Source organism: Lelliottia sp. JS-SCA-14, assembly GCF_035593345.1.
Classification (GTDB): domain Bacteria; phylum Pseudomonadota; class Gammaproteobacteria; order Enterobacterales; family Enterobacteriaceae; genus Enterobacter; species Enterobacter wanjuensis.
Genome location: NZ_CP141606.1, coordinates 3859383 through 3881612 on the forward strand (window position 1 = coordinate 3859383; position 22230 = coordinate 3881612).

Here is a 22230-nt window from a genome sequence, read left to right on the forward strand (position 1 = left end):
TTTATAGTCCTTCGTCGGGCAGGTTCCTGACGCCGTCATTTTTCACAGTAAAGGAAGCCGGCTATGCATTATCACCGTATCCCCCACAGCACTCTGGAGATCAGCCAACTGGGGTTGGGCACGATGACATTCGGTGAACAAAACAGCGAAGCCGATGCCCATGCGCAACTCGATTACGCCGTCAGCCAGGGAATCAACCTGATTGACGTGGCGGAGATGTATCCGGTGCCGCCGCGCCCGGAGACCCAGGGATTAACTGAAACCTACGTTGGCAACTGGCTGGCGAAAAGCGGCAATCGCGAAAAGCTGGTGCTGGCGTCGAAAGTTAGCGGCCCGTCGCGCAATAACGACGCGGGCATTCGTCCGAATCAGATTCTGGATCGCAAAAATATCCGCGCCGCGCTGGATGCCAGCCTGCAACGCCTCCAGACCGATTATCTCGATTTATACCAGGTTCACTGGCCGCAGCGTCCGACCAACTGCTTCGGTAAGCTCGGCTATACCTGGAGCGACAGCGCGCCGGTGGTGACGCTGCTCGAAACCCTGGAAGCGCTGACCGAGTGCCAGCGAGCCGGGAAGATTCGCTACATTGGCGTCTCGAACGAAACGGCGTTTGGCGTGATGCGTTATCTGCATCTGGCGGATAAGCACGATCTGCCGCGCATTGTGACGATTCAAAACCCGTACAGCTTAGTGAACCGCAGCTATGAAGTGGGTCTGGCGGAAGTCAGTCAATACGAAGGTGTGGAACTGCTGGCTTATTCCTGCCTGGCCTTTGGTACGCTGACCGGCAAGTACCTGAACGGAGCCAAACCGGCGGGTGCGCGTAATACGCTGTTCAGCCGTTTCACCCGTTACAGCGGCGAGCAGACGCAGAAAGCGGTCGCGGCGTATGTGGATATCGCGAAACGCCACGGTCTGGACCCGGCGCAGATGGCTCTGGCGTTTGTACGGCGTCAGCCGTTCGTGGCCAGCACCCTGCTGGGTGCCACGACGATGGAGCAGCTGAAGACGAACGTTGAAAGCTTCCATCTGGAGTTGAGCGAAGAGGTGTTAGCGGAGATTGAAGCGGTGCATCAGGTTTATACCTACCCGGCACCGTAACGCGCTGTTATGCCCGGTGGCGCTGCGCTTACCGGGCCTACAATGTGTGAATGCTGTGATTTTCGCCACCCGGCAATCCGTTACCGGCGACGCTGCCAGAGCCACAGCCCGGCAATCGCCAGCGCGAATAACCCGCCGAACCCGACACCGATTCCTACCACCGGTAATCCCGCTTTCACGGCCAGCGAATAAAGCCCCAGCATTAGCAGCATGGCGGTGTTTTCGCCGAGGTTCTGCACCGCAATCGCGTTACCCGCGCCCACCGTCTGTTTGCCACGCTCCTGCAGGAGCGCGTTCAGCGGCACCACGAAGAAACCACCGAGCATACCGATCAGGATCAGCAGCACGTAAGCCGGGAGCAGCGCATGTTGCAGGGAGAAAAACAGCACCCCGACGCCAATCAAAATCCCCGCCGGCATACAGCGCGCGACGGTCTCCAGGGTGACCAGCTTCGCTGCCGCCCCCGCCCCCACCACAATCCCGACGGCCACCATGGCGTTGAGATAGGTTGGCGTGGCGTTATCGGTGATCCCGAGCGCCGTCGGCACCCAGAGTACCAGCAGGAAGCGCAGCGTCACGCCCGCGCCCCAAAACATACTGGTTCCCATCAGGGAGAAACGCGTTTCGCCGTTGCGCCATAGCACGCGGCAGGCATTGAAGAAGCTGGCCGTCATTGGCGTAAAGCGCCAGGACTGCCCCGGACGCGCCACCGGCAGCGTCGGGATAAACAGGTTTGCCACGACCGCCCCGGCGTACACCAGCGCACACACGCCAAGCGCTGCCAGCACGTGCCAGTCCGCCAGCACACCGCCCGCGACGGAGCCGAGCAAAATAGCGGCAATCGTCGAGGACTCCATCAGACCGTTGGCTTTCACCAGTTTGTCGCCGGTGGTCAGCTCGCCCAGAATGCCGTACTTCGCCGGGGAATAGGCCGCCGCGCCAATCCCCACCAGCGTGTAGCCGATAAAGGGATTAAAACCAAAACAGATGCTCGCCGCCCCTAACAGCTTGAGGCTGTTGGCAAACATCATCACCCGGCCTTTAGGGAAGCTGTCCGCCACCTGTCCGACAAAGGGGGCGAAAATGATGTAAGCACCCACAAACACCATCTGCAGGATCGGCTGACTCCAGTCCGGGTAAAACTCGGCTTTGAGCAGCGCCAGCGTGGCAAACAGCAGCGCGTTGTCGCCGAAGGCCGAAAGGAACTGGGCGCTGGTCACCGCCATCATGCCCTTCGACCACAGGGAGGTGTTAGTGTGTACTGACTCACGCATTATGCTGTTCCGCCTCATCAACCATGCCTTTCAGCGCGACAAAATCAGGTTTACCGCTGCCGAGCACCGGTAGCTGTTTGAGATAACGAATATCGCGCGGCACAGCGAGCTCTGGAACACCCTGCTCGCGAGCGTAATGCAGAAGCTGTTCGCGTTTGAGTTCGCTGTCGGTGGTAAACAGCACCAGCGCTTCGCCTTTGCTGGCGTCGCTCTTGATCGCCGTAGCGTGCATTTTGTCGGCCGAGACCGCCGTCGCCAGCTGCTCCACCATCTCCAGAGAAACCATCTCCCCGGCGATTTTGGCGAAGCGTTTGGCGCGGCCTTTGATCTGCACAAAGCCCTGCTCGTCAAAGCGCACGATATCGCCCGTGTCATACCAGCCGGTTTCCACTTCGCCCTGCGCATTTTCCGCCGTCGGTGCTTCAAGCACACCTGGGTTTTCCACGCGCAAGTAGCCGTTCATCACGTTTGGCCCTTTGAGCTGCAGCCGACCACCGTCTTCAATGCCCGGCACCGCCAGCAGACGCGCGTCCATCCCCGGCAAAATGCGCCCAACCGTATTGGGCTTCGCCGCCATCGGCACGTTGATCGACACCACCGGCGCGCATTCCGTCACGCCGTAGCCCTCAAGGATGCGCAGGCCAAACTTGTCCTGCCAGATTTGCCGGGTGCTGTCCTGCAGTTTTTCCGCCCCCGCCACCACGTAACGCACGCGGAAGAAATCATAGGGATTGGCGAAGCGCGCGTAGTTGCCAAGGAAGGTTGAAGTCCCGAACAGCACCGTACAGTTGCGGTCATAGACCAGCTCCGGCACGACCCGGTAATGCAGCGGGCTCGGATAGAGGAACACCTCCGCGCCCGTGAACAGCGGTGTGAACAGCCCAACCGTCAGGCCAAAGGAGTGGAACAGCGGCAGCGCCGACATAAAGCGGTCGTTGGCGGTGAAATCAGCGATAGTTTTGATCTGCTCGACGTTCGCCAGAATGCTTTTATGAGAGTGAACAACGCCCTTCGGATGGCCTTCTGAGCCCGAGGTAAACAGAATAATGGCCGCATCTTCCGGCTGCTGTTTGACCTGCGCCAGATGCGGTGCCAGCAGATGGGCAAAAATCCACAGCTTATCGGCGAGGGTAACGTCGGCTTTCAGATCTTCGAGGAAGACCCAGCGCACCTGCTTGAGCTGTTCCGGCAGGTGCCAGAGCTTGCCCTTATCGAGGAACTGGCGCGAGGTGAAGACGGTTTTGATCTCCGCGGCGGTGATGGCGCTGGTCAGCCCTTTAACGCCCGCCGTGTAGTTCATCATCGCCGGAATACGCCCGCGCGATACCGCCCCGAAAATTACCGCCGCGCTGATCCCGGCGTTCGGCAGCATCAGACCAATTTTTTCACCCTGCTGGCTGTATTTTTCCAGAATACGGCCGACAAACAGCGTCTTGGTCAGCAGCTTGCGGTAGGTATCGGGGGTAAAGTTGATGTCTTCGACGCAATTTTTCTTGTCGCCAAAACGGTGCTGAGCCGAGAGGAGCGCCTCATATAAGGTTTCGCGCGGGCGCACGGCCATGCGCGCCTCCATCATGATTTGATGGAGCATTTCGCCCGCTATCTTGCGGCGATCCCGCGCGCGCGGCGCGTCAGGCATTGGTAGCGTCGTTGGCGGCAGAATATGCAGGGTGATTTGCGGGAACAGGCGCTGCTTCACCAGCCCTTTCAGACGACTGAAGTAGGTGAGTTCCGCCCCTTCAATGCGCAGCGGCACCACGGTGGCTTTCGATTTCGCCGCCACAAACCCCGCGCCGTCGTAGATTTTCATCAGCGAGCCGGTCACGGTGAGTCGCCCTTCCGGGAAGATCACCACCGGACGCCCCTGCTCAATAAGGCGCACCAGATGTTTGATCATCATCGGTTTGGTCGGGTCGAGCGGGACAAAGTCAATCAGCGGCGCAAGGCCCCGCATAAACCACTTCTGGCTGATGGAGCTGTAAACCGCAAACACCGGGCGTCCCGGCAGGAAAAGTGCCAGCAACACGCCGTCGATAAAGGAGACATGGTTTGGGGTGATGAGCACACGCTCGCCGCGCAGTGACTGAGTGTCACCCGTCAGGCGGACGCGAAAGAGGATACGAAACAAGGTACGGAAAAACCCAAATAGCATTTCAACTCCCTTTGCCTGTCAAATTTTAGGGTTACGCTAAATTGTGGCAGATTACACGAGAAGTGCAGGCGGGAGGAGTGATAGCGTATTTCAGGCGAAAAAAAACCTGCGCATCCGCGCAGGCTGGTGCAAGAGATGAGTACGAAACCGTACCAAGAATTCTCACCAATCAATACCTCTGGGATCTTGATTGTGGCTGTTGGCCCCTCGCTTCGCCAGCAGGAAAACGCAAGGGAATGAGCCTAAGTGCAACCAGGTGTGAATATTCTCGATTGCTGTTACAGATTGAAGTTACAGGCAAAAAAAACCTGCGTATGGACGCAGGTTGGTGTAATTCGTGTTAATCAACCGGAGCTGATTTCACCTATCAATACCTCTGGGATCTCGACTGTAGCAATCTGTTCACATTCTCCACCAGCGGACAATCGCAACAGCCTGCGGCAAAGTGTAACCAAAGGTTCGGTTTGACATTATTCTGACACGCTTGCCCGTGTAACGATTACACTGTTTTCCCATGTCCTCCATCACGTTTGCGAGCGGCTTTCCGGCGCAGGCCTTGAATGCACCTCACTTTTCCGCAACACTATTGTGTGTGTAAACGCTTACCCCCTAAAGAAGGTATTAAATGGCGACAATTAAGGATGTGGCTCGTCTGTCGGGTGTTTCTGTGGCGACCGTTTCTCGCGTCATTAACAACTCCCCCAAAGCCAGCGATGCTTCCCGTCAGGCCGTGCAGAGCGCCATGGAAACCCTGAATTATCATCCCAACGCCAACGCCCGCGCCCTGGCGCAGCAGTCGACGGAAACCGTCGGGCTGGTGGTCGGCGACGTCTCCGATCCCTTTTTCGGCGCGATGGTTAAAGCGGTGGAACAGGTGGCCTACCAGACCGGTAATTTTCTGCTGATCGGCAACGGCTACCACAACGAACAAAAAGAGCGTCAGGCCATCGAACAGCTGATTCGCCATCGCTGCGCGGCGCTGGTGGTTCACGCCAAAGTGCTTCCCGACGAAGAGCTGCTCCATCTGATGAAGCAGATCCCCGGCATGGTCTTGATTAACCGTATTATTCCGGGCTATGAAAAGCGCTGCGTGGCGCTGGACGATCGCTACGGCGCCTGGCTTGCCACCCGCCATCTGATTCAGCAGGGACACACGCGCATCGGCTATCTCTGCTCAAACCACCAGATTTCTGACGCCGAAGACCGCCTGCGCGGCTATTACGATGCCCTGCGCGAAAGTGGTCTGCCGTGCAACGATCGTCTGGTGACCTACGGCGAACCGGACGAGAGCGGCGGCGAGCAGGCGATGACCGAGCTGCTAGGACGTGGACGGAATTTCACTGCGGTAGCCTGCTATAACGACTCCATGGCCGCGGGTGCGATGGGTGTGCTGAACGATAACGGCATCGACGTGCCTGCCGAAATTTCACTGATTGGTTTTGATGATGTGTTAGTCGCGCGCTATGTGCGCCCGCGCCTGACCACCGTGCGCTACCCGATTGTGACGATGGCGACCCAGGCCGCCGAACTGGCGCTGGCTCTCGCGGAAAAACGCCCGCCGCCGGACATCACTCATTTGTTCAGCCCGACGCTGGTACGCCGTCACTCGGTGGTGGCACCCGCGGATCCGGTCAGCGAATAGCGATAGAGATGGACCGTTTTATTCGGGTATTCCAGCCCATCGCCGATGTACTGCCAGCCGTAGCGTTCGTAAAAGTCGCGGCAGGCGGACCAGAGATGTAGCTCGGAATATCCGGCTTTCGCGGCGTAGCCCATCACATGCTCCTGCAGTTGCCCCGCCAGCCCTTTCCCGCGCGCGGCTTCGTCTACGTACAGCGCCGCCAGCCACGGAAAAAGATCCTGACGCGTAATCAAATCACAGCGCCATAATCCTACGGTGCCCAGCAGCTGTTCGCCGTCGACCGCCACAAAGGTCATGGGCAGCGCGCCCGGCGTCTGGCTGTGTTCGATGACGCTGGCTAAAAATTCGCGCGGTAATCCGTCGCCAAATTCCTGCCACAGCCAGTCGGTGACGCGCTCCGCGTGGTGTGGAACGCAATGCAAGGGCAGGATGTTCATACCAGTTTCCCCTGGAAGAGCGGAACCGACTCAAAAAGATAGCCGTCGAAATCCGGCGCATCTTCATCGGATAACTCAAGCAGACTTTTTTTGACGTTCTCCAGGTGCTGGAACATGGCCTGCCATGCGCCCATCACGTCGCGTCGACGCAGGGCGGCCAGGATGGTCTGGCGGTCGCCCAGCCATTTCAGGCGGTACGCCCGGCTGGCGATGTGAACGTTAAACTGCTGCCACAGCGGGCTGCTGTCCATGTGGTGCCAGACGCTCTCGACGGTCGCGAGCAGCATCTGGTTTTGCGTCGCTCCCGCCAGCACCAGATGGAACATCTTGTTGTTATCCTGACTGTTATCGTCGGCGGCAATCGCGAGCTGCTCCTGCTCGATGATGCGACGCAGATTGTCGATATCCGCGCGGGTCGCCATTTTGGCGGCGAAGGCGGCGATGTTGCTTTCGAGCAGCTGGCGCGCCTGCAAAATCTCAAACGGGCCGACGTCGCTGTTTAAGAAGCGCTCTTCCTCGTTTTCATGCTCTTCCGGAATGCGCATCACGTAGACGCCGGAGCCCTGGCGGATATCCACCGTGCCCTGCAGCTCCAGCATGAGTAACGCTTCGCGCACGATGGTGCGGCTGACGCCGTAAGTCTCGGCAATATTGCGCTCAGGCGGCAGACGGGATCCCACAGGATAGTGGCCTTCGATGATTTGCGTGCGCAGATCATCGCCAATCTCCTGATACTGTTTTTTCTCTGGCGGAACGACGGCCTTCTCCACGATTTCACCTGCGCTGACGGTTGAGTTGACGCTCGGGCCGGGCATCCTCCCCCGGCCAGTTGGCGGCTATTTTACCAGAACCTGCGGCGTGTTTAGCCTATTTCCATTCATCATCGACGCTGAGCGTCAGCGTGCGCTCATCGCGCAGCTGGCGGAACCACGCCGCCGACTTTTTCGCCCGACGAGCGCGGTTATCGGCCAGATCGATTTCGATTAGCCCATAGCGATTTTTAAAGGCGTTCATCGGCGAGACGTTATCGGTAAACGCCCACAGCATATAGCCGTGGCAGTTCGCCCCCTCTTCGCGCGCCAGCAGCGTGTAGTAGAGGTGTTCGCTGATAAAATGGATGCGGTAATCGTCGGCAATGACGCCGTCGTTGCCCCTGAACTGCCCTTCGTTTTCCACGCCCATGCCGCTTTCCGCCACAAACCACGGGATGTTGCGATACTCATTTTTAATGCGCATCGCCATGTCATAGATGATCTTCGGGTAGATTTCCCAGCCGCGAGAGGCGTTCATTTTACGCCCCGGCAGCTCGAAAGGTTCGTAGTAGTACGCCGGATGGAATGGCGTTTGTGGGTGCCAGGCCCGCGACGGGGCTTTTACCCGGTGCGGGTAATAGAGGTTGATCCCCAGCTCGTCGACAGGGTTTTCAGCAATCAGCGCTAGCTCCTCTGCGCTGTACTCCCACGCCACCTGATGCTGCTCCAGCAGGGTAAACAACTCTTGCGGATAGCGCCCGTGAACCAGCGGGTCGAGGAATACGCGGTTGTAGAACAGGTCGTAGATCTCGGCGGCGCGCACATCGTGCGGGGCTTTCGAGCGCGGATAGGTCACTTCGGGATTCAGAATACAGCCCACGGTTCCCCGGTAGCCCTTCTCGTGGAACAGCTTCACCACTTTCGCCGTCGCCAGCACTTTGTGATGATTCCACTGCATCCAGGTGCTGGTGTTCTGCTCGTACGGCCAGCGCAGGGCGTCGAGATAAACGCGGGTTTGCACCACAATCGGCTCGTTGAAGGTAAACCAGCGCGTCACTTTCCCGTGGTAACGTTCAAATACCTTTTCGGCGTAGCGCACAAACAACTCAACCACATGCTTCGAGGCCCAGCCGCCATAGGTTTCCAGCAGCACGCCCGGCAACTCGTAGTGCTCGAGGCAGATCATCGGCTCGATGCCCTGCCGCTGCATCTCGTCGAACAGCGCGTCGTAATAGGCCGCGTACTCTTCATCGACGGTCGCGTTTTCATAATCGATCAAAAACCGCGACCAGTTGATGGAGGTGCGGTAGTGCGTCAGTCCCGCCTGTTTCATCAGCGCCACGTCTTCGCGGAAGCGGTTGATGAAATCCGTCGCCACCGCCGGGCCGTAGCCGTTATGCCAGACGTGACGATCGTTTTTGTACCAGAGGTCGATCCACGAATCCTGCCCCTCTTTTTTCCCGCTCCAGCCTTCCGTTTGCCAGGCCGACGCGGCGGCCCCCAGAATAAAATCCTGCGGGATCGCAATCTGTTTTGTGCTCATAACATCCTCATGCGTTGTTAGCGGCCTGCTGGCTCTGCGCCTGAAGGGCGGCCTGTTCCGCGCGGCGTGAGGCAATTTTCACGAACGGCAGATAGATAAGAACAGCGGTCAGAATACAAATCCCCTGAGTGATCACCGCGCCCATAGAGCCCGCCGTCGACAGCCAGGCGTTAATCAACGGCGGCGTGGTCCAGGGCACCATTACCACCGCTTTACCGGCAAAACCAGTCACCGTGGCGAAATAGCCAATCGAGCCAGTCACCAGCGGAGTGATGATGAAGGGGATCGCCAGGATCGGGTTGAGCATGATTGGCATACCGAAGATCACCGGTTCGTTAATGTTGAACAGCCCCGGCCCGATGGAGAGTTTGGCGATCTCGCGCATCTCTTTGCGTTTGGTGCCAATCATCACCGCGATCAGCAGGCCAATGGTCAAACCCGACCCGCCGATGCTCATGTACACATCCCAGAACGGCATGGTGATGATGTTGGGGATCTCTTTCCCCTGCTCGAAGGCGCTCATATTGACGGTAATTGCGCCGAGCAGCAGCGGCTCGCGGATCGGCTTGATCATCTGGTTGCCGTGGATACCGATCACCCAGAAAAGCTGCGCGACAAACATCAGCAGCAGAATACCCGGCAGGCTCTGCACCACGCGCTCGAGCGGCTGCTGCACCACCTGATAGACCGCATCATACAGGTACATGCCGGTCAGCTGATGGAAGATAAAACCGAAGGTCGCGATGGCGGTGGTGGTAATAATCGCCGGGATCAGCGCCGAGAAGGACGCAGCGACGTTGGGCGGCACCGTATCGGGCATTTTGATTTTCAGCCCAGGGCGATTCTCCAGCCAGCAGTAAATCTCCACGGACAGAATGGCGATAAACATGCCGAGGAACAGGCTGCGGGTGTCGGAGAACTGGCGCAGCAGCACATCTTTCACCACGTGCATCTGCCCGTCGACCATCATTTCAACGGTGGTCGGCGTGACGCAGATAAAGCAGATCACCGCCAGCAGCCCCGGAAATAGCGACTTGATGCCGTTGATGCGCCCGAGCTCAATGCCGATTAAAAACACCGCGCCAATGTTGAGGAAGTTCAGCGTGGCGTAGTTAATCGCGCTGGTGATCGGCTTCAGCGCGGCCAGAAACGAGAGGGATTCAAAGCTCGCGAGGCCATTTTTGGGGTCCAGCACCATGTTGGAAATCAGCACCGAAAAGGCGCCCACAATGATGACCGGCATTAAGGTAATGAAGGCGGACTTAATCGCCATGATGTAGCGATAGCTGTTGAATTTGGTGGCGAAACTGCCCAGAGAGTCGATCAGTTTTTCCTGTAATGCCATTAGGTATTACCTCAGTAAAAGGGCTTTTATCTGTCGAATAAGGTGGATAGCCGAATACTATTGGCATACCAAAAATAGCTTCTGGTGATTTATTGTTCTGTGACTGAACTCTCAGTGCGGCCAGAGGTATTCCAAATCATGATTTTTCACCACTTTGGTATGCCACTTACCCCGTTTTATGCTGAACCGTGATCCCGACAGGGATTTTCCGCTTCCCGCCTCGCTTATGCGCCTGAGGGTCTGTGATAAACTGCGGGCGATTACGTGAATGCAGGAATGTCTAATGGCAACAATGCTGGATGTCTCATTACGCGCGGGCGTGTCGAAAGCCACCGTGTCGCGCGTGCTGAATGGCACAGGTCAGGTGAAAGAGAGTACGCGGCAGCAGGTGTTTAACGCGATGGAAGAGCTGGGGTATCGCCCGAATTTTCTCGCGCAATCGCTGGCGAACCAGACCAGCAACAGCATTGGTCTGGTGGTCTCAACCTTTGACGGTTTTTACTTTGGTCGTCTGTTACAACAGGCCTCGCGCCAGACCGAAACCCACGGCAAGCAGCTGATTGTGACCGATGGTCACGACGCGCCCGAGCGTGAAGAGCAAGCGGTGCAGATGCTGGCCGACCGCCAGTGCGACGCCATCGTGCTCTACACGCGCTATATGAGTGAAAAGGCGATCATGAAGCTCATCAACAGCGTGAAAATGCCGCTGGTGGTGATTAACCGTGACGTCAGCCTGGCGCGCGATCGCTGCGTGTTCTTCGAGCAGCAGGACTCTGCGTTTAAAGCCGTGGATTATCTGATTAGCCAGGGCCACCGGGAGATCGCCTGTATTACGGTCCCGATCCATACGCCAACGGGCAAAGCGCGCCTGATGGGCTATCGCCAGGCGCTGGAAAAACACGGCATTGCCTGGGACGACAGGCGGGTGAAATATGGCGATGCGGGAATGACGCGGGGCTATGAGCTGTGCAACGAGCTGCTGAAAGAAAAGGTTCCGTTCACCGCCCTGTTTGCCTGTAACGATGATATGGCGCTCGGGTCGTCCAAAGCGATGCATCAGGCCGGGCTGCGTATTCCGCAGGATATTTCGCTGTTTGGCTTTGACGATGCGCCAAGCGCAAAATGGCTGGAGCCCGCCCTCTCCACCGTCTATCTGCCGATCGATAATATGATCGTCACGGCAATCGATCAGGCGGTTCGGCTGGCGAACAACCAGCCGATCGAGACGATCCCGCCGTTTACCGGTACGCTGATGATCCGCGATTCGATAACGACAGGCCCGTACTACGCATCAAAATAGTTCGAGCGCGAGCAGCTCTTCGATGGTCTGGCGACGGCGAATCAGTCGCGCCACGCCGTGGTCAAACAGCACTTCCGGCAGCAGCGGGCGGCTGTTGTAGTTCGACGACATCGACGCCCCGTACGCGCCCGTATCGTGCAGCACCAGATAGTCACCAGGCTGGACGGCAGGCAGCGCGCGGGTTTCCACTTTGCCGCCCTCCTGCTGAGTAAACACATCGCCCGACTCACACAGCGGACCGGCAACCACGGTTTCTACCCTTGGCGCCTGCGTTAAATCACGACCGTCCGCCGCCAGGGCCGTAATGTGGTGATAGCTCCCGTACATCGCCGGGCGCATCAGATCGTTAAAGCCTGCATCGACCAGCACGAAGTGACGGCTGCCCATCGCTTTCACACTGCGCACCTGCGTCACCAGCACGCCGGATTCCGCCACCAGGAAGCGTCCCGGTTCGATTTCCAGTTTGACCGCATGTCCCAGATGGGCGGCAATTTTGTCGCGCGCCGCGCTCCACAGGCCGTAGTAGTGATCGGTGTCGATCGCCTCTTCCCCTTCGCGATACGGGATCGACAGACCGCCACCGGCGGATATCGCCTCCAGATCCTGACCAAATTCAATCACCTGGCGCACCATCGCGCCGCACACCTGCTCAAGATGACCATAATCCACGCCAGAACCGATGTGCATGTGGATGCCTACCAGCGTCAGGTTGTAGCGTTGCAAGACTTCCAGCGCGGCTGGCAGATCGGCATACCAGATGCCGTGTTTGCTGTTCTCTCCGCCGGTATTGGTTTTCTGGCTGTGGCCGTGACCAAAGCCAGGATTCACGCGCAGCCACACGCGGTGGCCGGGTGAGACTTGCCCCAGCTGTTCCAGCATATCCACGGAACCGGCGTTTACCGGAATTTGCAGTTCATGCACGCGGGTGAGCGTCGCGCTATCGATCAGGTCGGCGGTAAAGACAATTGCATCGCTGTCGGTTTTCGGGTCGTACCCGGCCGCCAGCGCGCGTTCGATTTCACCCAGCGAAACGGAATCCACTTTAACGCCCTGCTCGCGCATCAGACGCAAAATATGGATGTTCGAACAGGCCTTCTGGGCGAAACGCACCACGTCAAACTGATGCAGCGCCGCAATCTTTTCGCGAACGATCTGCGCGTCGTAAACCCAGACCGGGCAACCAAACTCGGCGGGTAAGCGCAGCAGGTTTTCGGCGTTCAGATCGGTATCAGTACTGTTCAGCGGGCGTGGCATGGTGTTCTCCGGGTGACGTCATTTTTTAGCATTACGCCACAGCGTGATGAGAATAAAAAATATCGTTTTATCCTGAGTCTATGCAAAAATGATATGGTTTACCGATAACAAAACAGGTGTCCTATGCCCGCCGTTAACCTACGTCATATCGAGATTTTTCACGCGGTGATGACCACCGGCAATCTGACGGAAGCCGCGCAGATGCTGCACACCTCGCAGCCGACGGTCAGCCGCGAACTGGCGCGGTTTGAAAAAGTGTTGGGTTTGACGCTGTTCGCGCGCACGCGCGGGCGATTACATCCGACGGTGCAGGGTTTGCGGTTGTTCGAGGAAGTTCAGCGTTCGTGGTACGGCCTGGACCGCATCGTCAGCGCGGCAGAGAGCCTGCGGGAGTTCCGCCAGGGCGAACTGTCGATTGTCTGCCTGCCGGTCTTTTCGCAGTCGTTCCTGCCCCAGCTGCTTCAGCCGTTTCTCGCCCGCTATCCCGACGTCAATCTCACTATCGTGCCGCAGGAATCGCCCCTGCTTGAAGAGTGGCTTTCCGCCCAGCGGCATGATTTAGGTCTGACCGAAACACTCGCCACGCCAGCGGGAACCGAGCGCACCGAGCTGCTGTCGCTGGATGAAGTCTGCGTATTGCCTGAGAGCCATCACCTCGCCAGCAAAAGCGTATTAACGCCTGCGGATTTTCACGGCGAAAACTATATCAGCCTGTCGCAAACCGACAGCTACCGGCAGCTACTGGATACGTTGTTCCTGGAACATCAGGTAAAACGGCGCATGGTGGTAGAGACGCACAGCGCGGCGTCCATCTGCGCGATGGTGCGCGCGGGCGTGGGGATTGCGGTGGTGAATCCGCTCACGGCGCTGGACTACGCTGGCAGCGGAATTGTGATCCGCCGCTTCAGCATTTCCGTCCCTTTCACCGTGAGCCTGATTCGCCCGCTGCATCGCCCGGTATCGGCGCTGGTTGAGGCATTTACAGAGCATTTAGTGGCCCATTCCCGCCAGATCGCCCAGCGTTTGCCGGACCTGGAAAGCTAAGGCATCACGAGAGCATAAATTCGACCGCATCGACGGCATGGATCGCCGTGGTATCAAACACCGGGAGCGCGCTTTCATCGGCCGGCACCAGCAGGCCAATCTCCGTGCAGCCGAAGATCACCCCTTGTGCGCCCTGCTTCGCCAGTTTATCAATCACGCCGAGATAGTAGTGGCGCGAAGCGTCGCTGAACGTCCCGAGGCACAGCTCCTCAAAGATGATCTGGTTGATGCGCGCCCGGTCGGCTTCATCCGGGACCAGGCTTTCAATGCCGAACTGTGATTCCAGCCGCCCGCGATAGAAATCCTGCTCCATGGTGTAGCGCGTGCCCAGCAGCGCGACGCGTTTCATCCCGCTGGCGGCAATGGCGCGGCCGGTGGCATCGGCGATGTGCAGGAACGGCAGCGAGCAACTCTCCTCAATCTGTGACGCCACTTTGTGCATGGTGTTGGTACAGAGCAAAATGCCTTCCGCCCCCGCGCGCTCCAGGCCCAGCGCCGCCTGCGCCAGAATCTCACCCGCTTTTTCCCATTCCCCGCTCGCCTGACAGGCTTCAATCTCGTGGAAATCGACGCTGTGCAGTAAAAGGCTCGCGGAATGCAGGCCGCCGAGACGCTGTTTCATACCTTCGTTAATCAGGCGGTAATAAGGGATGGTCGATTCCCAGCTCATTCCGCCCAGCAGACCGATCGTTTTCATCTTCTCTCCTTTTCTCTTTCCCCCAGTGAAGCAAACTTGTGATCCTGTTTCCAGTTATTTGGCTTGCCGTTTCCTTTTCAGTTGCAGTGGGATAAATTAATTAAAACAATGTTTCACTATAAGGACAAAAACGACGATGTTTATTTTCCACAAAGAGACACGGCTTGAGGATCTGGGCAATGGCGTGACGCGTCGTATTCTGGCGCATGACGGCAAAATGATGGCGGTGGAGGTCAATTTTGAACAGGGCGCGATCGGCCCGATGCACAACCATCCGCACGAACAGCTGACCTACGTGCTGTCCGGCGAATTTGAATTCACCATTGGCGATGAGAAGCACGTGGTGACGGCGGGCGATACCCTTTATAAAGAACCGCACATGATGCACGGCTGCGTGTGCCTGAAACCCGGCACGCTGCTGGATACCTTCACGCCGGTGCGCGAAGATTTTCTGCAATAAATAAAAAAGGGCGGTTTTTCATCCGCCCTCCTCGTCATAGCTAAAACTTAATTCGTCGCCAGCTCAGGCTCTGGCATCGGTGAGCGCGCAAGCATGGCTTCACGCACCAGGATGCTCCCGCAGGCGAGGATCCCGCCGACCAGAGCGGCCAGAATGACAATCAGGGATTTACCCGGACCGTCTTTCTTCACCGGTATCGACGGCGAAAGCTGATACTTGAACGGTTCGAAATTCACATCGTTGATGGAGAGCTTTTCGAGCTGCGCCAGGTGATATTCGCGGTTCTGGAAATCGGCATTCAGCTCGGCCACATCTTTCAGGGATTTCTCAATCTGCAGCTTCTGCGCGATACCGTCTGCGCCCAGCGCAACGGAGTAATCCGGATCGTCTTTAACCGCCTGACCGTTGCTGTAGACCGGCTTTTTGATTCCGGCGGCGTTCGCCACTTCCAGCGAATAGTTGAGACGCTGAACGTTGGTGTTATGGATCGTCGTCAGGCGAACCCGATCCAGCTCCAGACGCTCTTTTTCCATCTGCGTTTTCAGCGCCAGGGCGTTTCGCACGTTGAGCATCGTCTCTTGCTCAACGATGGCGGAGATGTAGTCGATATACCCTTTCAGCACAATCTGAGCATCTTCTGCCGTCGGGGCGCTAAAGCTCAATGTCCAGGAGGTGTACGGCGCTTTCTCGGCATTTTTGCCCGCCGCGTTGTCGATAGCGGTCATACGCTCAGCAATATTGACCGCCGCGCGGTGTAAGTCCTGCGGATCGATGTCGGCGTCTTTCAGCTGCGCCATCACGAACGGTGAGCTCTTGAGATACTCTTCCAGCAGCGACTGGGACTGAAACTTTTTGATAAACAGGTTAAAGATGTCCGAGCGCTTCACGCTGATATCCACGTCCAGCACCTGCAGCGCGACGAGCATTCTCTGCACTTCACTCCACTGTGTTTGTTCTGCGGCCGTGACCACCGCTTTACTGGTCCACTTTTGCGGCATCAGGAAGGATGCGATGAGACCCACCATAGCGAAGGCAAAAACTACGGCGATAATCCGCTTTCTGGCGGCAAATAAGATGTCGAACAGACCCAGCAGGTCAATTTCTTTCTGGGCAACGACCGGGGGAGGATAACTGGCAAAATGCAGCTCCGTGCTTTTTTTGATATCCATAGCAGACTTGCTCATTCTTTTGGTTAAGTTGCAGTGAAATTCTGCCAATGACAGTTAGGAAAAAGGGATGATACCCGAAAGTAAGAATCATCTGAATGTTAGTTTGCAAAAAATGAGGAATGTGCTACGAAATTTGGTAGTTAGTCTCAGCCAGTTATTGAATGTTACAAAGACACCTGTCTGACCCATCACCGCTCTTCTCTCCTTCGGCTTTTCTTCTCCAGTAAAGTCAAAATTGCCAGCCACCTCACCTTATTGAAACAGCGTTTCGACCGCGATCACATTTCCACCATTTATCGAATGACGCAGAAACAAATCGCAATAAAATAAATTAAAACGATGTTTTACAAATTAAGGACAGCGGTTCGTCAGTTTTTGAAACCCTGAAAGATCGCGAACAAGGGTAACAAGAAAACATCTTACAAATCAGAAGGTAAATGGAGTAACACTCGTGCAACGCACAGCGAACACACGTTTTCCCGTCTCGTAAAAGAGACGCGGGAAGCAGCACCACCAGCAGATTCCGTTTTAAACCATTGATTGCCAGGTAGGTATGTATGAATGAAAACAAAATGCTGGGGCTAGCGTGGATATCACCCTACATTATCGGGTTGATAATCTTTACCGCGTTTCCCTTTGTCTCATCGTTCTTTCTCAGTTTTACGGATTACGATCTGATGAGCCCGCCGGTTTTTAACGGCATTGAGAATTACCGCTACATGTTTACAGAAGATACGCTCTTCTGGAAATCCATGGGCGTGACCTTTGCGTATGTATTTTTGACCATCCCGCTTAAGCTTGCCTTTGCGCTTGGGATTGCATTTGTCCTGAACTTCAAATTACGCGGCATAGGATTCTTCCGAACCGCCTATTATATTCCGTCCATTCTCGGCAGCTCCGTCGCCATTGCTGTTTTGTGGCGTGCGCTGTTTGCAATTGATGGCCTGCTGAACAGCTTTATCGGCGTATTTGGCCTCGACCCGGTGAACTGGCTCGGCGAGCCTTCTCTGGCGCTGATGTCCGTGACCTTACTGCGCGTCTGGCAGTTCGGTTCTGCGATGGTCATCTTCCTGGCCGCCCTGCAAAACGTGCCGCAGTCTCAGTATGAAGCGGCAATGATCGACGGTGCGTCTAAATGGCAGATGTTCATGAAAGTGACCGTGCCGCTGATTACGCCGGTGATCTTCTTCAACTTCATCATGCAGACCACCCAGGCGTTCCAGGAATTTACCGGACCGTACGTGATAACGGGCGGTGGACCAACCTACTCGACCTATCTGTTCTCACTCTACATCTACGACACCGCCTTCAAATACTTTGATATGGGCTACGGCGCGGCACTGGCCTGGGTTCTGTTCCTGGTCGTCGCGGTCTTCGCCGCTATCGCCTTTAAGTCTTCGAAATACTGGGTGTTCTACTCCGCCGATAAGGGAGGCAAAAATGGCTGATATTCAGGAACTCTCCACGGCGAGAAGCATCGCGGAACGCGAAGTGGCTCGCACGCTGCGCAAAGAGAAGATCAACGCCAGCATTCGCTACGTGATCCTGCTGTTTGTCGGCCTGCTGATGCTCTATCCGCTGGTGTGGATGTTCTCGGCGTCGTTCAAACCGAACCACGAGATCTTCACCACCCTGAGCCTGTGGCCCGCCCACGCCACCTGGGACGGCTTCGTCAACGGCTGGAAAACCGGTACCGAATACAACTTTGGTCATTACATGCTGAACACCTTTAAGTATGTGATCCCGAAAGTGATTCTGACCATTATCTCCTCCACCATCGTGGCGTACGGCTTTGCCCGCTTCGAGATCCCGTGGAAGAAATTCTGGTTCGCCACGCTCATCACCACCATGCTGCTGCCGAGCACGGTCCTGCTGATCCCGCAGTACCTGATGTTCCGCGAAATGGGCATGCTGAACAGCTATATGCCGCTGTACCTGCCGCTGGCATTTGCCACTCAGGGGTTCTTCGTCTTCATGCTGATTCAGTTCCTGCGCGGGGTGCCGCGTGACATGGAAGAGGCGGCGCAGATCGACGGCTGTAACTCCATTCAGGTGCTCTGGTACGTGGTAGTACCGATTCTGAAACCGGCCATTATCTCCGTCGCCCTGTTCCAGTTCATGTGGTCAATGAACGACTTTATCGGGCCGCTGATTTACGTCTACAGCGTGGACAAATACCCGATTGCACTGGCTCTGAAAATGTCCATCGACGTCACCGAAGGTGCGCCGTGGAACGAAATTCTGGCAATGGCGAGCATCTCCATTCTGCCATCCATCATTGTCTTCTTCCTGGCACAGCGCTACTTCGTACAGGGCGTAACCAGCAGCGGAATTAAAGGTTAAGAGGGAAATATCATGGCTGAAGTTATTTTCAACAAACTGGAAAAGGTCTACTCCAACGGCTTCAAAGCGGTACATGCTATCGACCTGAAAATCGCTGAGGGGGAATTCATGGTGATCGTCGGGCCATCCGGCTGCGCCAAATCCACCACCCTGCGTATGCTGGCGGGTCTGGAAACCATCAGCGGCGGCGAAGTGCGCATCGGCGAGAAGATCGTCAACAACCTCGCGCCAAAAGAGCGCGGAATTGCGATGGTGTTCCAGAACTACGCGCTCTATCCGCACATGACCGTACGCGAAAACCTGGCCTTCGGTCTGAAGCTGAGCAAAATGCCGAAAGATCAGATTGAGTCCCAGGTGAACGAAGCGGCGAAAATCCTCGAACTGGAAGAGCTGCTGGATCGTCTGCCGCGTCAGCTCTCTGGCGGTCAGGCACAGCGCGTGGCCGTGGGCCGTGCGATTGTGAAAAAGCCGGACGTGTTCCTGTTCGATGAACCGCTCTCTAACCTCGACGCCAAGCTGCGCGCCTCGATGCGCATCCGTATCTCTGACCTGCACAAGCAGCTGAAGAAATCCGGCAAACCGGCGACCACCGTCTACGTGACGCACGATCAGACGGAAGCGATGACAATGGGCGACCGCATCTGCGTGATGAAGCTCGGCCACATCATGCAGGTGGACACCCCGGACAACCTCTACCACAAGCCGAAAAACATGTTCGTGGCGGGCTTTATCGGCGCGCCTGAGATGAACATCCGAGCCACCCGTCTGGTCGATCAGCAGGGCCGTCTGGCGCTGAGCATCGGCAGCGAAACCATGCCGTTAAGCGAAACCCTGCACGACAAAGTGGTCAGCCATCAGGCCCAGGACACTTTCTACGGCATTCGCCCGGAATTCGTCTCGGTCTCTGACGAGCCGTTCGCCGAAGGCGGCTGCAGCGGTGAGCTGGTGCGTGTGGAGAACATGGGTCACGAGTTCTTCGTCTACCTGAAAGTGTCCGATTACGAACTGACCGCCCGAATTCCTTCCGATGACGCTAAACCGATGATTGATAAAGGCCTTCATCGTCAGGTGTATTTCAAGTTTGATATGAATAAGTGCCACATTTTTGATGCAAAAACTGAACTGAACATCTCAATCTAACTGGAGTTTATAAGAATGAAAAAAGTGCTTTTAAGCGCAGCAATCTCCGCTACCCTGGGTCTTACTGCCCTGCCAACGATGGCGCAAGATGTTGATTTACGTATGTCCTGGTGGGGCGGCAACGGTCGCCATCAGGTCACCCTGAAAGCGTTAGAAGAGTTCCACAAACAAAATCCGGACATCACCGTCAAAGCCGAATACACCGGCTGGGACGGCCACCTGTCGCGTCTGACCACCCAGATTGCGGGCGGCACTGAGCCTGACGTGATGCAGACCAACTGGAACTGGCTGCCGATCTTCTCGAAAACCGGCGACGGCTTCTACGATCTGAACAAAATGAAGGACGTGATCGACCTGTCTCAGTTCGATCCGAAAGAGCTGCAGTCCACCACCGTTGACGGCAAGCTGAACGGTATTCCGATCTCCGTCACCGCACGCGTGTTCTATTTTAACGATGAGACCTGGAAAAAAGCGGGCGTTGAGTACCCGAAAACCTGGGACGAACTGAAAGCGGCGGGTAAAGCTTTTGAGAGCAAGCTGGGTAAACAGTATTACCCGGTGGTTCTGGAACATCAGGACACCCTGGCGCTGCTGAATTCCTACATGATTCAGAAATACAACATCCCGGCGGTGGATGAAAAAGCCAAGAAATTCTCCTACAGCAAAGAGCAGTGGGTGGAATTCTTCCAGACTTACAAAGATCTGGTGGATAGCCACGTGATGCCTGATACCAAGTACTATGCGTCATTCGGCAAGAGCAACATGTACGAAATGAAGCCGTGGATCCAGGGCGAATGGGGCGGCACCTACATGTGGAACTCCACCATCAACAAATACTCCGACAACCTGAAGCCACCGGCAAAACTGGAGCTGGGTAACTACCCAATGCTGCCAGGCGCAACGGATGCGGGCCTGTTCTTCAAACCGGCACAGATGCTCTCCATCGGTAAGTCGAGCAAAAACCCGGAAGCGGCGGCGAAAGTCATTAACTTCCTGCTGAACAGCAAAGAGGGCGTGGATACGCTAGGTCTGGAGCGCGGCGTGCCGCTGAGCAAAGTGGCGGTGAAATACCTGACGGAAGACGGCACCATCAAAGAGAACGATCCGGCGGTCGCGGGCCTGCGTCTGGCGCAGTCTCTGCCAGCCAAACTCTCCGTGTCACCATACTTTGACGATCCGCAGATCGTGGCACAGTTCGGCACCTCTCTGCAGTACATCGACTACGGCCAGAAATCCGTTGAAGAGACCGCAACCGACTTCCAGCGTCAGGCGGAACGCATCCTGAAACGCGCGATGCGCTAATTCCATTGCCCTACCCTGCCCTGTCACTTCCGGTGGCAGGGTATTTTTTTATCCGGAGAATTTCCTATGAAAGGCAAAATCATCCCGCTGAATTTTCGCACGCGCCTGGACAGTCAAACGGGGCACGAAGTGATACGGATGACGCCCCCGCACATCATTTGTCATCGCAACTACTTCTACCAAAAGTGCTTTACTCAGGACGGCAGCAAGCTAATTTTTGGCGGCGCGTTCGAGGGGCACTGGAATTACTACCTGCTGGATATCGCCAGACAGCAAGCCACCCAGCTCACCGACGGGGCGGGCGATAACACCTTTGGCGGATTTTTATCGGCTGACGACCAGTCTCTGTGGTACGTGAAAAACAGCCGCGAACTGCGGCGCGTCTGCCTCGAGAGCTTCGAAGAGCAGATTGTGTATGACGTGGATGAAGAGTGGGTGGCATACGGCACCTGGGTCGCCAATTCCGACTGCACAAAACTGGTTGGGATCGAAATCAAAAAGCGCGACTGGCAGCCCCTGACCGACTGGAGCAAATTCCGCGCGTTTTACTTCACTCAGCCTGAGTGCCGCCTGATCAATATCGATCTGCGCACCGGTGAGCAGCAGGTGATTTTGCAGGAGAAACGCTGGCTCGGGCACCCGATCTACCGTCCGTTTGACGACAGCACCGTGGCGTTTTGCCACGAAGGGCCGCGCGATGCGATCGACGCCCGCATGTGGCTCATCAACCCCGATGGCAGCAACCTGCGTAAGGTGCGCCAGCACGCGGCGGGTGAAAGTTTTACCCATGAGTTTTGGGTGCCGGATGGTTCGGCGCTCTATTACGTCGCGCATAAAGAGAACGATCCGCAGCGCTATCTTTGCAGCGCCGATCCGCTGACGCTGGAAAATCGGCAGCTGATGGCGATCCCGCCCTGTTCGCATCTGATGAGCAACCACGACGGCTCGCTGATCGTCGGCGACGGCGCACCGCATAACACGGGCGATATCAGTCTGAACGACCCGTTTATCTGGGTATTTGATATTAACGCCGGAACGCAAAAGGCGATTTGCCAGCACAACACCAGCTGGAAAGTGCTCGACGGCGACCGTCAGGTGACGCATCCGCACCCGTCGTTTTCGCCGGACAATCAGTGGGTGTTGTATACGTCGGATGAGGAAGGGATGCCGGCGCTTTATCTGTCGCGGGTGTAAAAAAAGCCGGGTGGCGGCTACGCCTTACCCGGCCTACTCAGTACCGTAGGCCCGGCAAGCGCAGCGCCGCCGGGCAAT

General features: G+C 56.6%; 19 protein-coding genes. 10 read left to right on the forward strand and 9 right to left on the reverse strand.

The genetic code is table 11. The features are described from left to right. Positions 1 to 63: 63 nt before the first annotated feature. Complete coding sequence (locus U9O48_RS17950) at positions 64 to 1104, forward strand: NADP(H)-dependent aldo-keto reductase (RefSeq protein WP_282494480.1); 1041 nt, start codon at positions 64 to 66, stop codon at positions 1102 to 1104. Between the two features lie 80 nt (positions 1105 to 1184). Here the strand turns inward: U9O48_RS17950 and lplT are convergent, their stop codons facing one another. Both lplT and aas read right to left on the reverse strand, forming a co-directional pair. Next, positions 1185 to 2378 (reverse strand): lysophospholipid transporter LplT, encoded by a 1194-nt coding sequence (gene lplT / locus U9O48_RS17955; protein WP_324722912.1) that lies wholly within the window; start codon positions 2376 to 2378, stop codon positions 1185 to 1187. Continuing rightward, positions 2371 to 4530 (reverse strand): bifunctional acyl-ACP--phospholipid O-acyltransferase/long-chain-fatty-acid--ACP ligase, encoded by a 2160-nt coding sequence (aas, locus tag U9O48_RS17960; RefSeq protein ID WP_285154009.1) that lies wholly within the window; start codon positions 4528 to 4530, stop codon positions 2371 to 2373. Before aas ends, lplT begins: the two co-directional genes overlap by 8 nt. A gap of 625 nt (positions 4531 to 5155) precedes the next feature. Here aas and galR point away from each other — a divergent pair. Beyond that, positions 5156 to 6172: an HTH-type transcriptional regulator GalR gene (gene galR / locus U9O48_RS17965; protein ID WP_324722913.1), complete on the forward strand. Its 1017-nt coding sequence runs from the start codon at positions 5156 to 5158 to the stop codon at positions 6170 to 6172. Here the strand turns inward: galR and U9O48_RS17970 are convergent. The 4 genes from U9O48_RS17970 to U9O48_RS17985 all read right to left on the reverse strand — a co-directional run bounded on the left by U9O48_RS17970 (position 6133) and on the right by U9O48_RS17985 (position 10249). Further along, on the reverse strand, positions 6133 to 6609 hold the full coding sequence (locus U9O48_RS17970; RefSeq protein ID WP_285157487.1) for a GNAT family N-acetyltransferase: 477 nt from the start codon (positions 6607 to 6609) through the stop codon (positions 6133 to 6135). The genes galR and U9O48_RS17970 overlap by 40 nt on opposite strands. Then, positions 6606 to 7379: a GntR family transcriptional regulator gene (locus U9O48_RS17975; RefSeq protein WP_324722915.1), complete on the reverse strand. Its 774-nt coding sequence runs from the start codon at positions 7377 to 7379 to the stop codon at positions 6606 to 6608. Before U9O48_RS17975 ends, U9O48_RS17970 begins: the two co-directional genes overlap by 4 nt. Positions 7380 to 7476: 97 nt before the next feature. Then, positions 7477 to 8904, reverse strand: coding sequence for a glycoside hydrolase family 1 protein (locus U9O48_RS17980; RefSeq protein WP_324722916.1), 1428 nt, complete (start codon positions 8902 to 8904; stop codon positions 7477 to 7479). A 7-nt stretch (positions 8905 to 8911) separates the two neighbouring features. Then, positions 8912 to 10249: a PTS sugar transporter subunit IIC gene (locus tag U9O48_RS17985; protein ID WP_282494474.1), complete on the reverse strand. Its 1338-nt coding sequence runs from the start codon at positions 10247 to 10249 to the stop codon at positions 8912 to 8914. Between the two features lie 283 nt (positions 10250 to 10532). On the opposite strand from U9O48_RS17985, the gene U9O48_RS17990 reads away from it, so the two are divergent. Then, on the forward strand, positions 10533 to 11549 hold the full coding sequence (locus tag U9O48_RS17990; RefSeq protein ID WP_282494473.1) for a LacI family DNA-binding transcriptional regulator: 1017 nt from the start codon (positions 10533 to 10535) through the stop codon (positions 11547 to 11549). On the opposite strand, the gene lysA is transcribed toward U9O48_RS17990, so the two are convergent. Beyond that, positions 11541 to 12803: a diaminopimelate decarboxylase gene (gene lysA, locus U9O48_RS17995; protein ID WP_285150894.1), complete on the reverse strand. Its 1263-nt coding sequence runs from the start codon at positions 12801 to 12803 to the stop codon at positions 11541 to 11543. The two genes, U9O48_RS17990 and lysA, sit on opposite strands and share 9 nt — an antisense overlap. Before the next feature lie 123 nt (positions 12804 to 12926). Between lysA and U9O48_RS18000 the strand changes: the two genes are divergently transcribed. Beyond that, entirely contained in the window at positions 12927 to 13847 is a 921-nt protein-coding gene (locus U9O48_RS18000; RefSeq protein ID WP_324722917.1) for a LysR family transcriptional regulator, read from the forward strand. Positions 13848 to 13851: 4 nt separating this feature from the next. Here the strand turns inward: U9O48_RS18000 and U9O48_RS18005 are convergent, their stop codons facing one another. Further along, positions 13852 to 14544, reverse strand: a complete 693-nt coding sequence (locus U9O48_RS18005; protein ID WP_324722918.1) for an aspartate/glutamate racemase — start codon at positions 14542 to 14544, stop codon at positions 13852 to 13854. A gap of 136 nt (positions 14545 to 14680) precedes the next feature. On the opposite strand from U9O48_RS18005, the gene U9O48_RS18010 reads away from it, so the two are divergent. After that, on the forward strand, positions 14681 to 15004 hold the full coding sequence (locus U9O48_RS18010; protein ID WP_324722919.1) for a cupin domain-containing protein: 324 nt from the start codon (positions 14681 to 14683) through the stop codon (positions 15002 to 15004). A 47-nt stretch (positions 15005 to 15051) separates the two neighbouring features. On the opposite strand, the gene wzz(fepE) is transcribed toward U9O48_RS18010, so the two are convergent. Continuing rightward, positions 15052 to 16173, reverse strand: a complete 1122-nt coding sequence (wzz(fepE), locus tag U9O48_RS18015; protein ID WP_282494468.1) for an LPS O-antigen length regulator Wzz(fepE) — start codon at positions 16171 to 16173, stop codon at positions 15052 to 15054. Between the two features lie 557 nt (positions 16174 to 16730). On the opposite strand from wzz(fepE), the gene U9O48_RS18020 reads away from it, so the two are divergent. The 5 genes from U9O48_RS18020 (at position 16731) to U9O48_RS18040 (ending at position 22152) form a co-directional block, all read left to right on the forward strand. Further along, positions 16731 to 17621 carry a carbohydrate ABC transporter permease gene (locus tag U9O48_RS18020; RefSeq protein WP_095283226.1) on the forward strand — a complete coding sequence of 297 codons (891 nt, stop codon included), beginning with the start codon at positions 16731 to 16733 and terminating at the stop codon, positions 17619 to 17621. Next, the gene (locus tag U9O48_RS18025) at positions 17614 to 18516 is read left to right on the forward strand and encodes a carbohydrate ABC transporter permease (protein WP_282494467.1); all 903 of its coding nucleotides are present in this window, start codon (positions 17614 to 17616) and stop codon (positions 18514 to 18516) included. Before U9O48_RS18020 ends, U9O48_RS18025 begins: the two co-directional genes overlap by 8 nt. A 12-nt stretch (positions 18517 to 18528) precedes the next feature. Then, positions 18529 to 19656 (forward strand): ABC transporter ATP-binding protein, encoded by a 1128-nt coding sequence (locus tag U9O48_RS18030; RefSeq protein ID WP_324722921.1) that lies wholly within the window; start codon positions 18529 to 18531, stop codon positions 19654 to 19656. Positions 19657 to 19671: 15 nt separating this feature from the next. Next, positions 19672 to 20958, forward strand: a complete 1287-nt coding sequence (locus tag U9O48_RS18035; RefSeq protein ID WP_282494465.1) for an ABC transporter substrate-binding protein — start codon at positions 19672 to 19674, stop codon at positions 20956 to 20958. Positions 20959 to 21024: 66 nt separating this feature from the next. Continuing rightward, positions 21025 to 22152 (forward strand): oligogalacturonate lyase family protein, encoded by a 1128-nt coding sequence (locus tag U9O48_RS18040; protein ID WP_324722922.1) that lies wholly within the window; start codon positions 21025 to 21027, stop codon positions 22150 to 22152. The last annotated feature ends 78 nt before the right edge of the window (positions 22153 to 22230 follow it).

Coding starts and splice junctions, on each gene's coding strand:
- U9O48_RS17950 (WP_282494480.1), top strand. CDS start 64: ATGCATTATCACCGTATCCCCCACAGCACTCTGGAGATCAGCCAACTG.
- lplT (WP_324722912.1), bottom strand. CDS start 2,378: ATGCGTGAGTCAGTACACACTAACACCTCCCTGTGGTCGAAGGGCATG.
- aas (WP_285154009.1), bottom strand. CDS start 4,530: ATGCTATTTGGGTTTTTCCGTACCTTGTTTCGTATCCTCTTTCGCGTC.
- galR (WP_324722913.1), top strand. CDS start 5,156: ATGGCGACAATTAAGGATGTGGCTCGTCTGTCGGGTGTTTCTGTGGCG.
- U9O48_RS17970 (WP_285157487.1), bottom strand. CDS start 6,609: ATGAACATCCTGCCCTTGCATTGCGTTCCACACCACGCGGAGCGCGTC.
- U9O48_RS17980 (WP_324722916.1), bottom strand. CDS start 8,904: ATGAGCACAAAACAGATTGCGATCCCGCAGGATTTTATTCTGGGGGCC.
- U9O48_RS17985 (WP_282494474.1), bottom strand. CDS start 10,249: ATGGCATTACAGGAAAAACTGATCGACTCTCTGGGCAGTTTCGCCACC.
- U9O48_RS17990 (WP_282494473.1), top strand. CDS start 10,533: ATGGCAACAATGCTGGATGTCTCATTACGCGCGGGCGTGTCGAAAGCC.
- lysA (WP_285150894.1), bottom strand. CDS start 12,803: ATGCCACGCCCGCTGAACAGTACTGATACCGATCTGAACGCCGAAAAC.
- U9O48_RS18000 (WP_324722917.1), top strand. CDS start 12,927: ATGCCCGCCGTTAACCTACGTCATATCGAGATTTTTCACGCGGTGATG.
- U9O48_RS18005 (WP_324722918.1), bottom strand. CDS start 14,544: ATGAAAACGATCGGTCTGCTGGGCGGAATGAGCTGGGAATCGACCATC.
- U9O48_RS18010 (WP_324722919.1), top strand. CDS start 14,681: ATGTTTATTTTCCACAAAGAGACACGGCTTGAGGATCTGGGCAATGGC.
- U9O48_RS18020 (WP_095283226.1), top strand. CDS start 16,731: ATGAATGAAAACAAAATGCTGGGGCTAGCGTGGATATCACCCTACATT.
- U9O48_RS18025 (WP_282494467.1), top strand. CDS start 17,614: ATGGCTGATATTCAGGAACTCTCCACGGCGAGAAGCATCGCGGAACGC.
- U9O48_RS18030 (WP_324722921.1), top strand. CDS start 18,529: ATGGCTGAAGTTATTTTCAACAAACTGGAAAAGGTCTACTCCAACGGC.
- U9O48_RS18035 (WP_282494465.1), top strand. CDS start 19,672: ATGAAAAAAGTGCTTTTAAGCGCAGCAATCTCCGCTACCCTGGGTCTT.
- U9O48_RS18040 (WP_324722922.1), top strand. CDS start 21,025: ATGAAAGGCAAAATCATCCCGCTGAATTTTCGCACGCGCCTGGACAGT.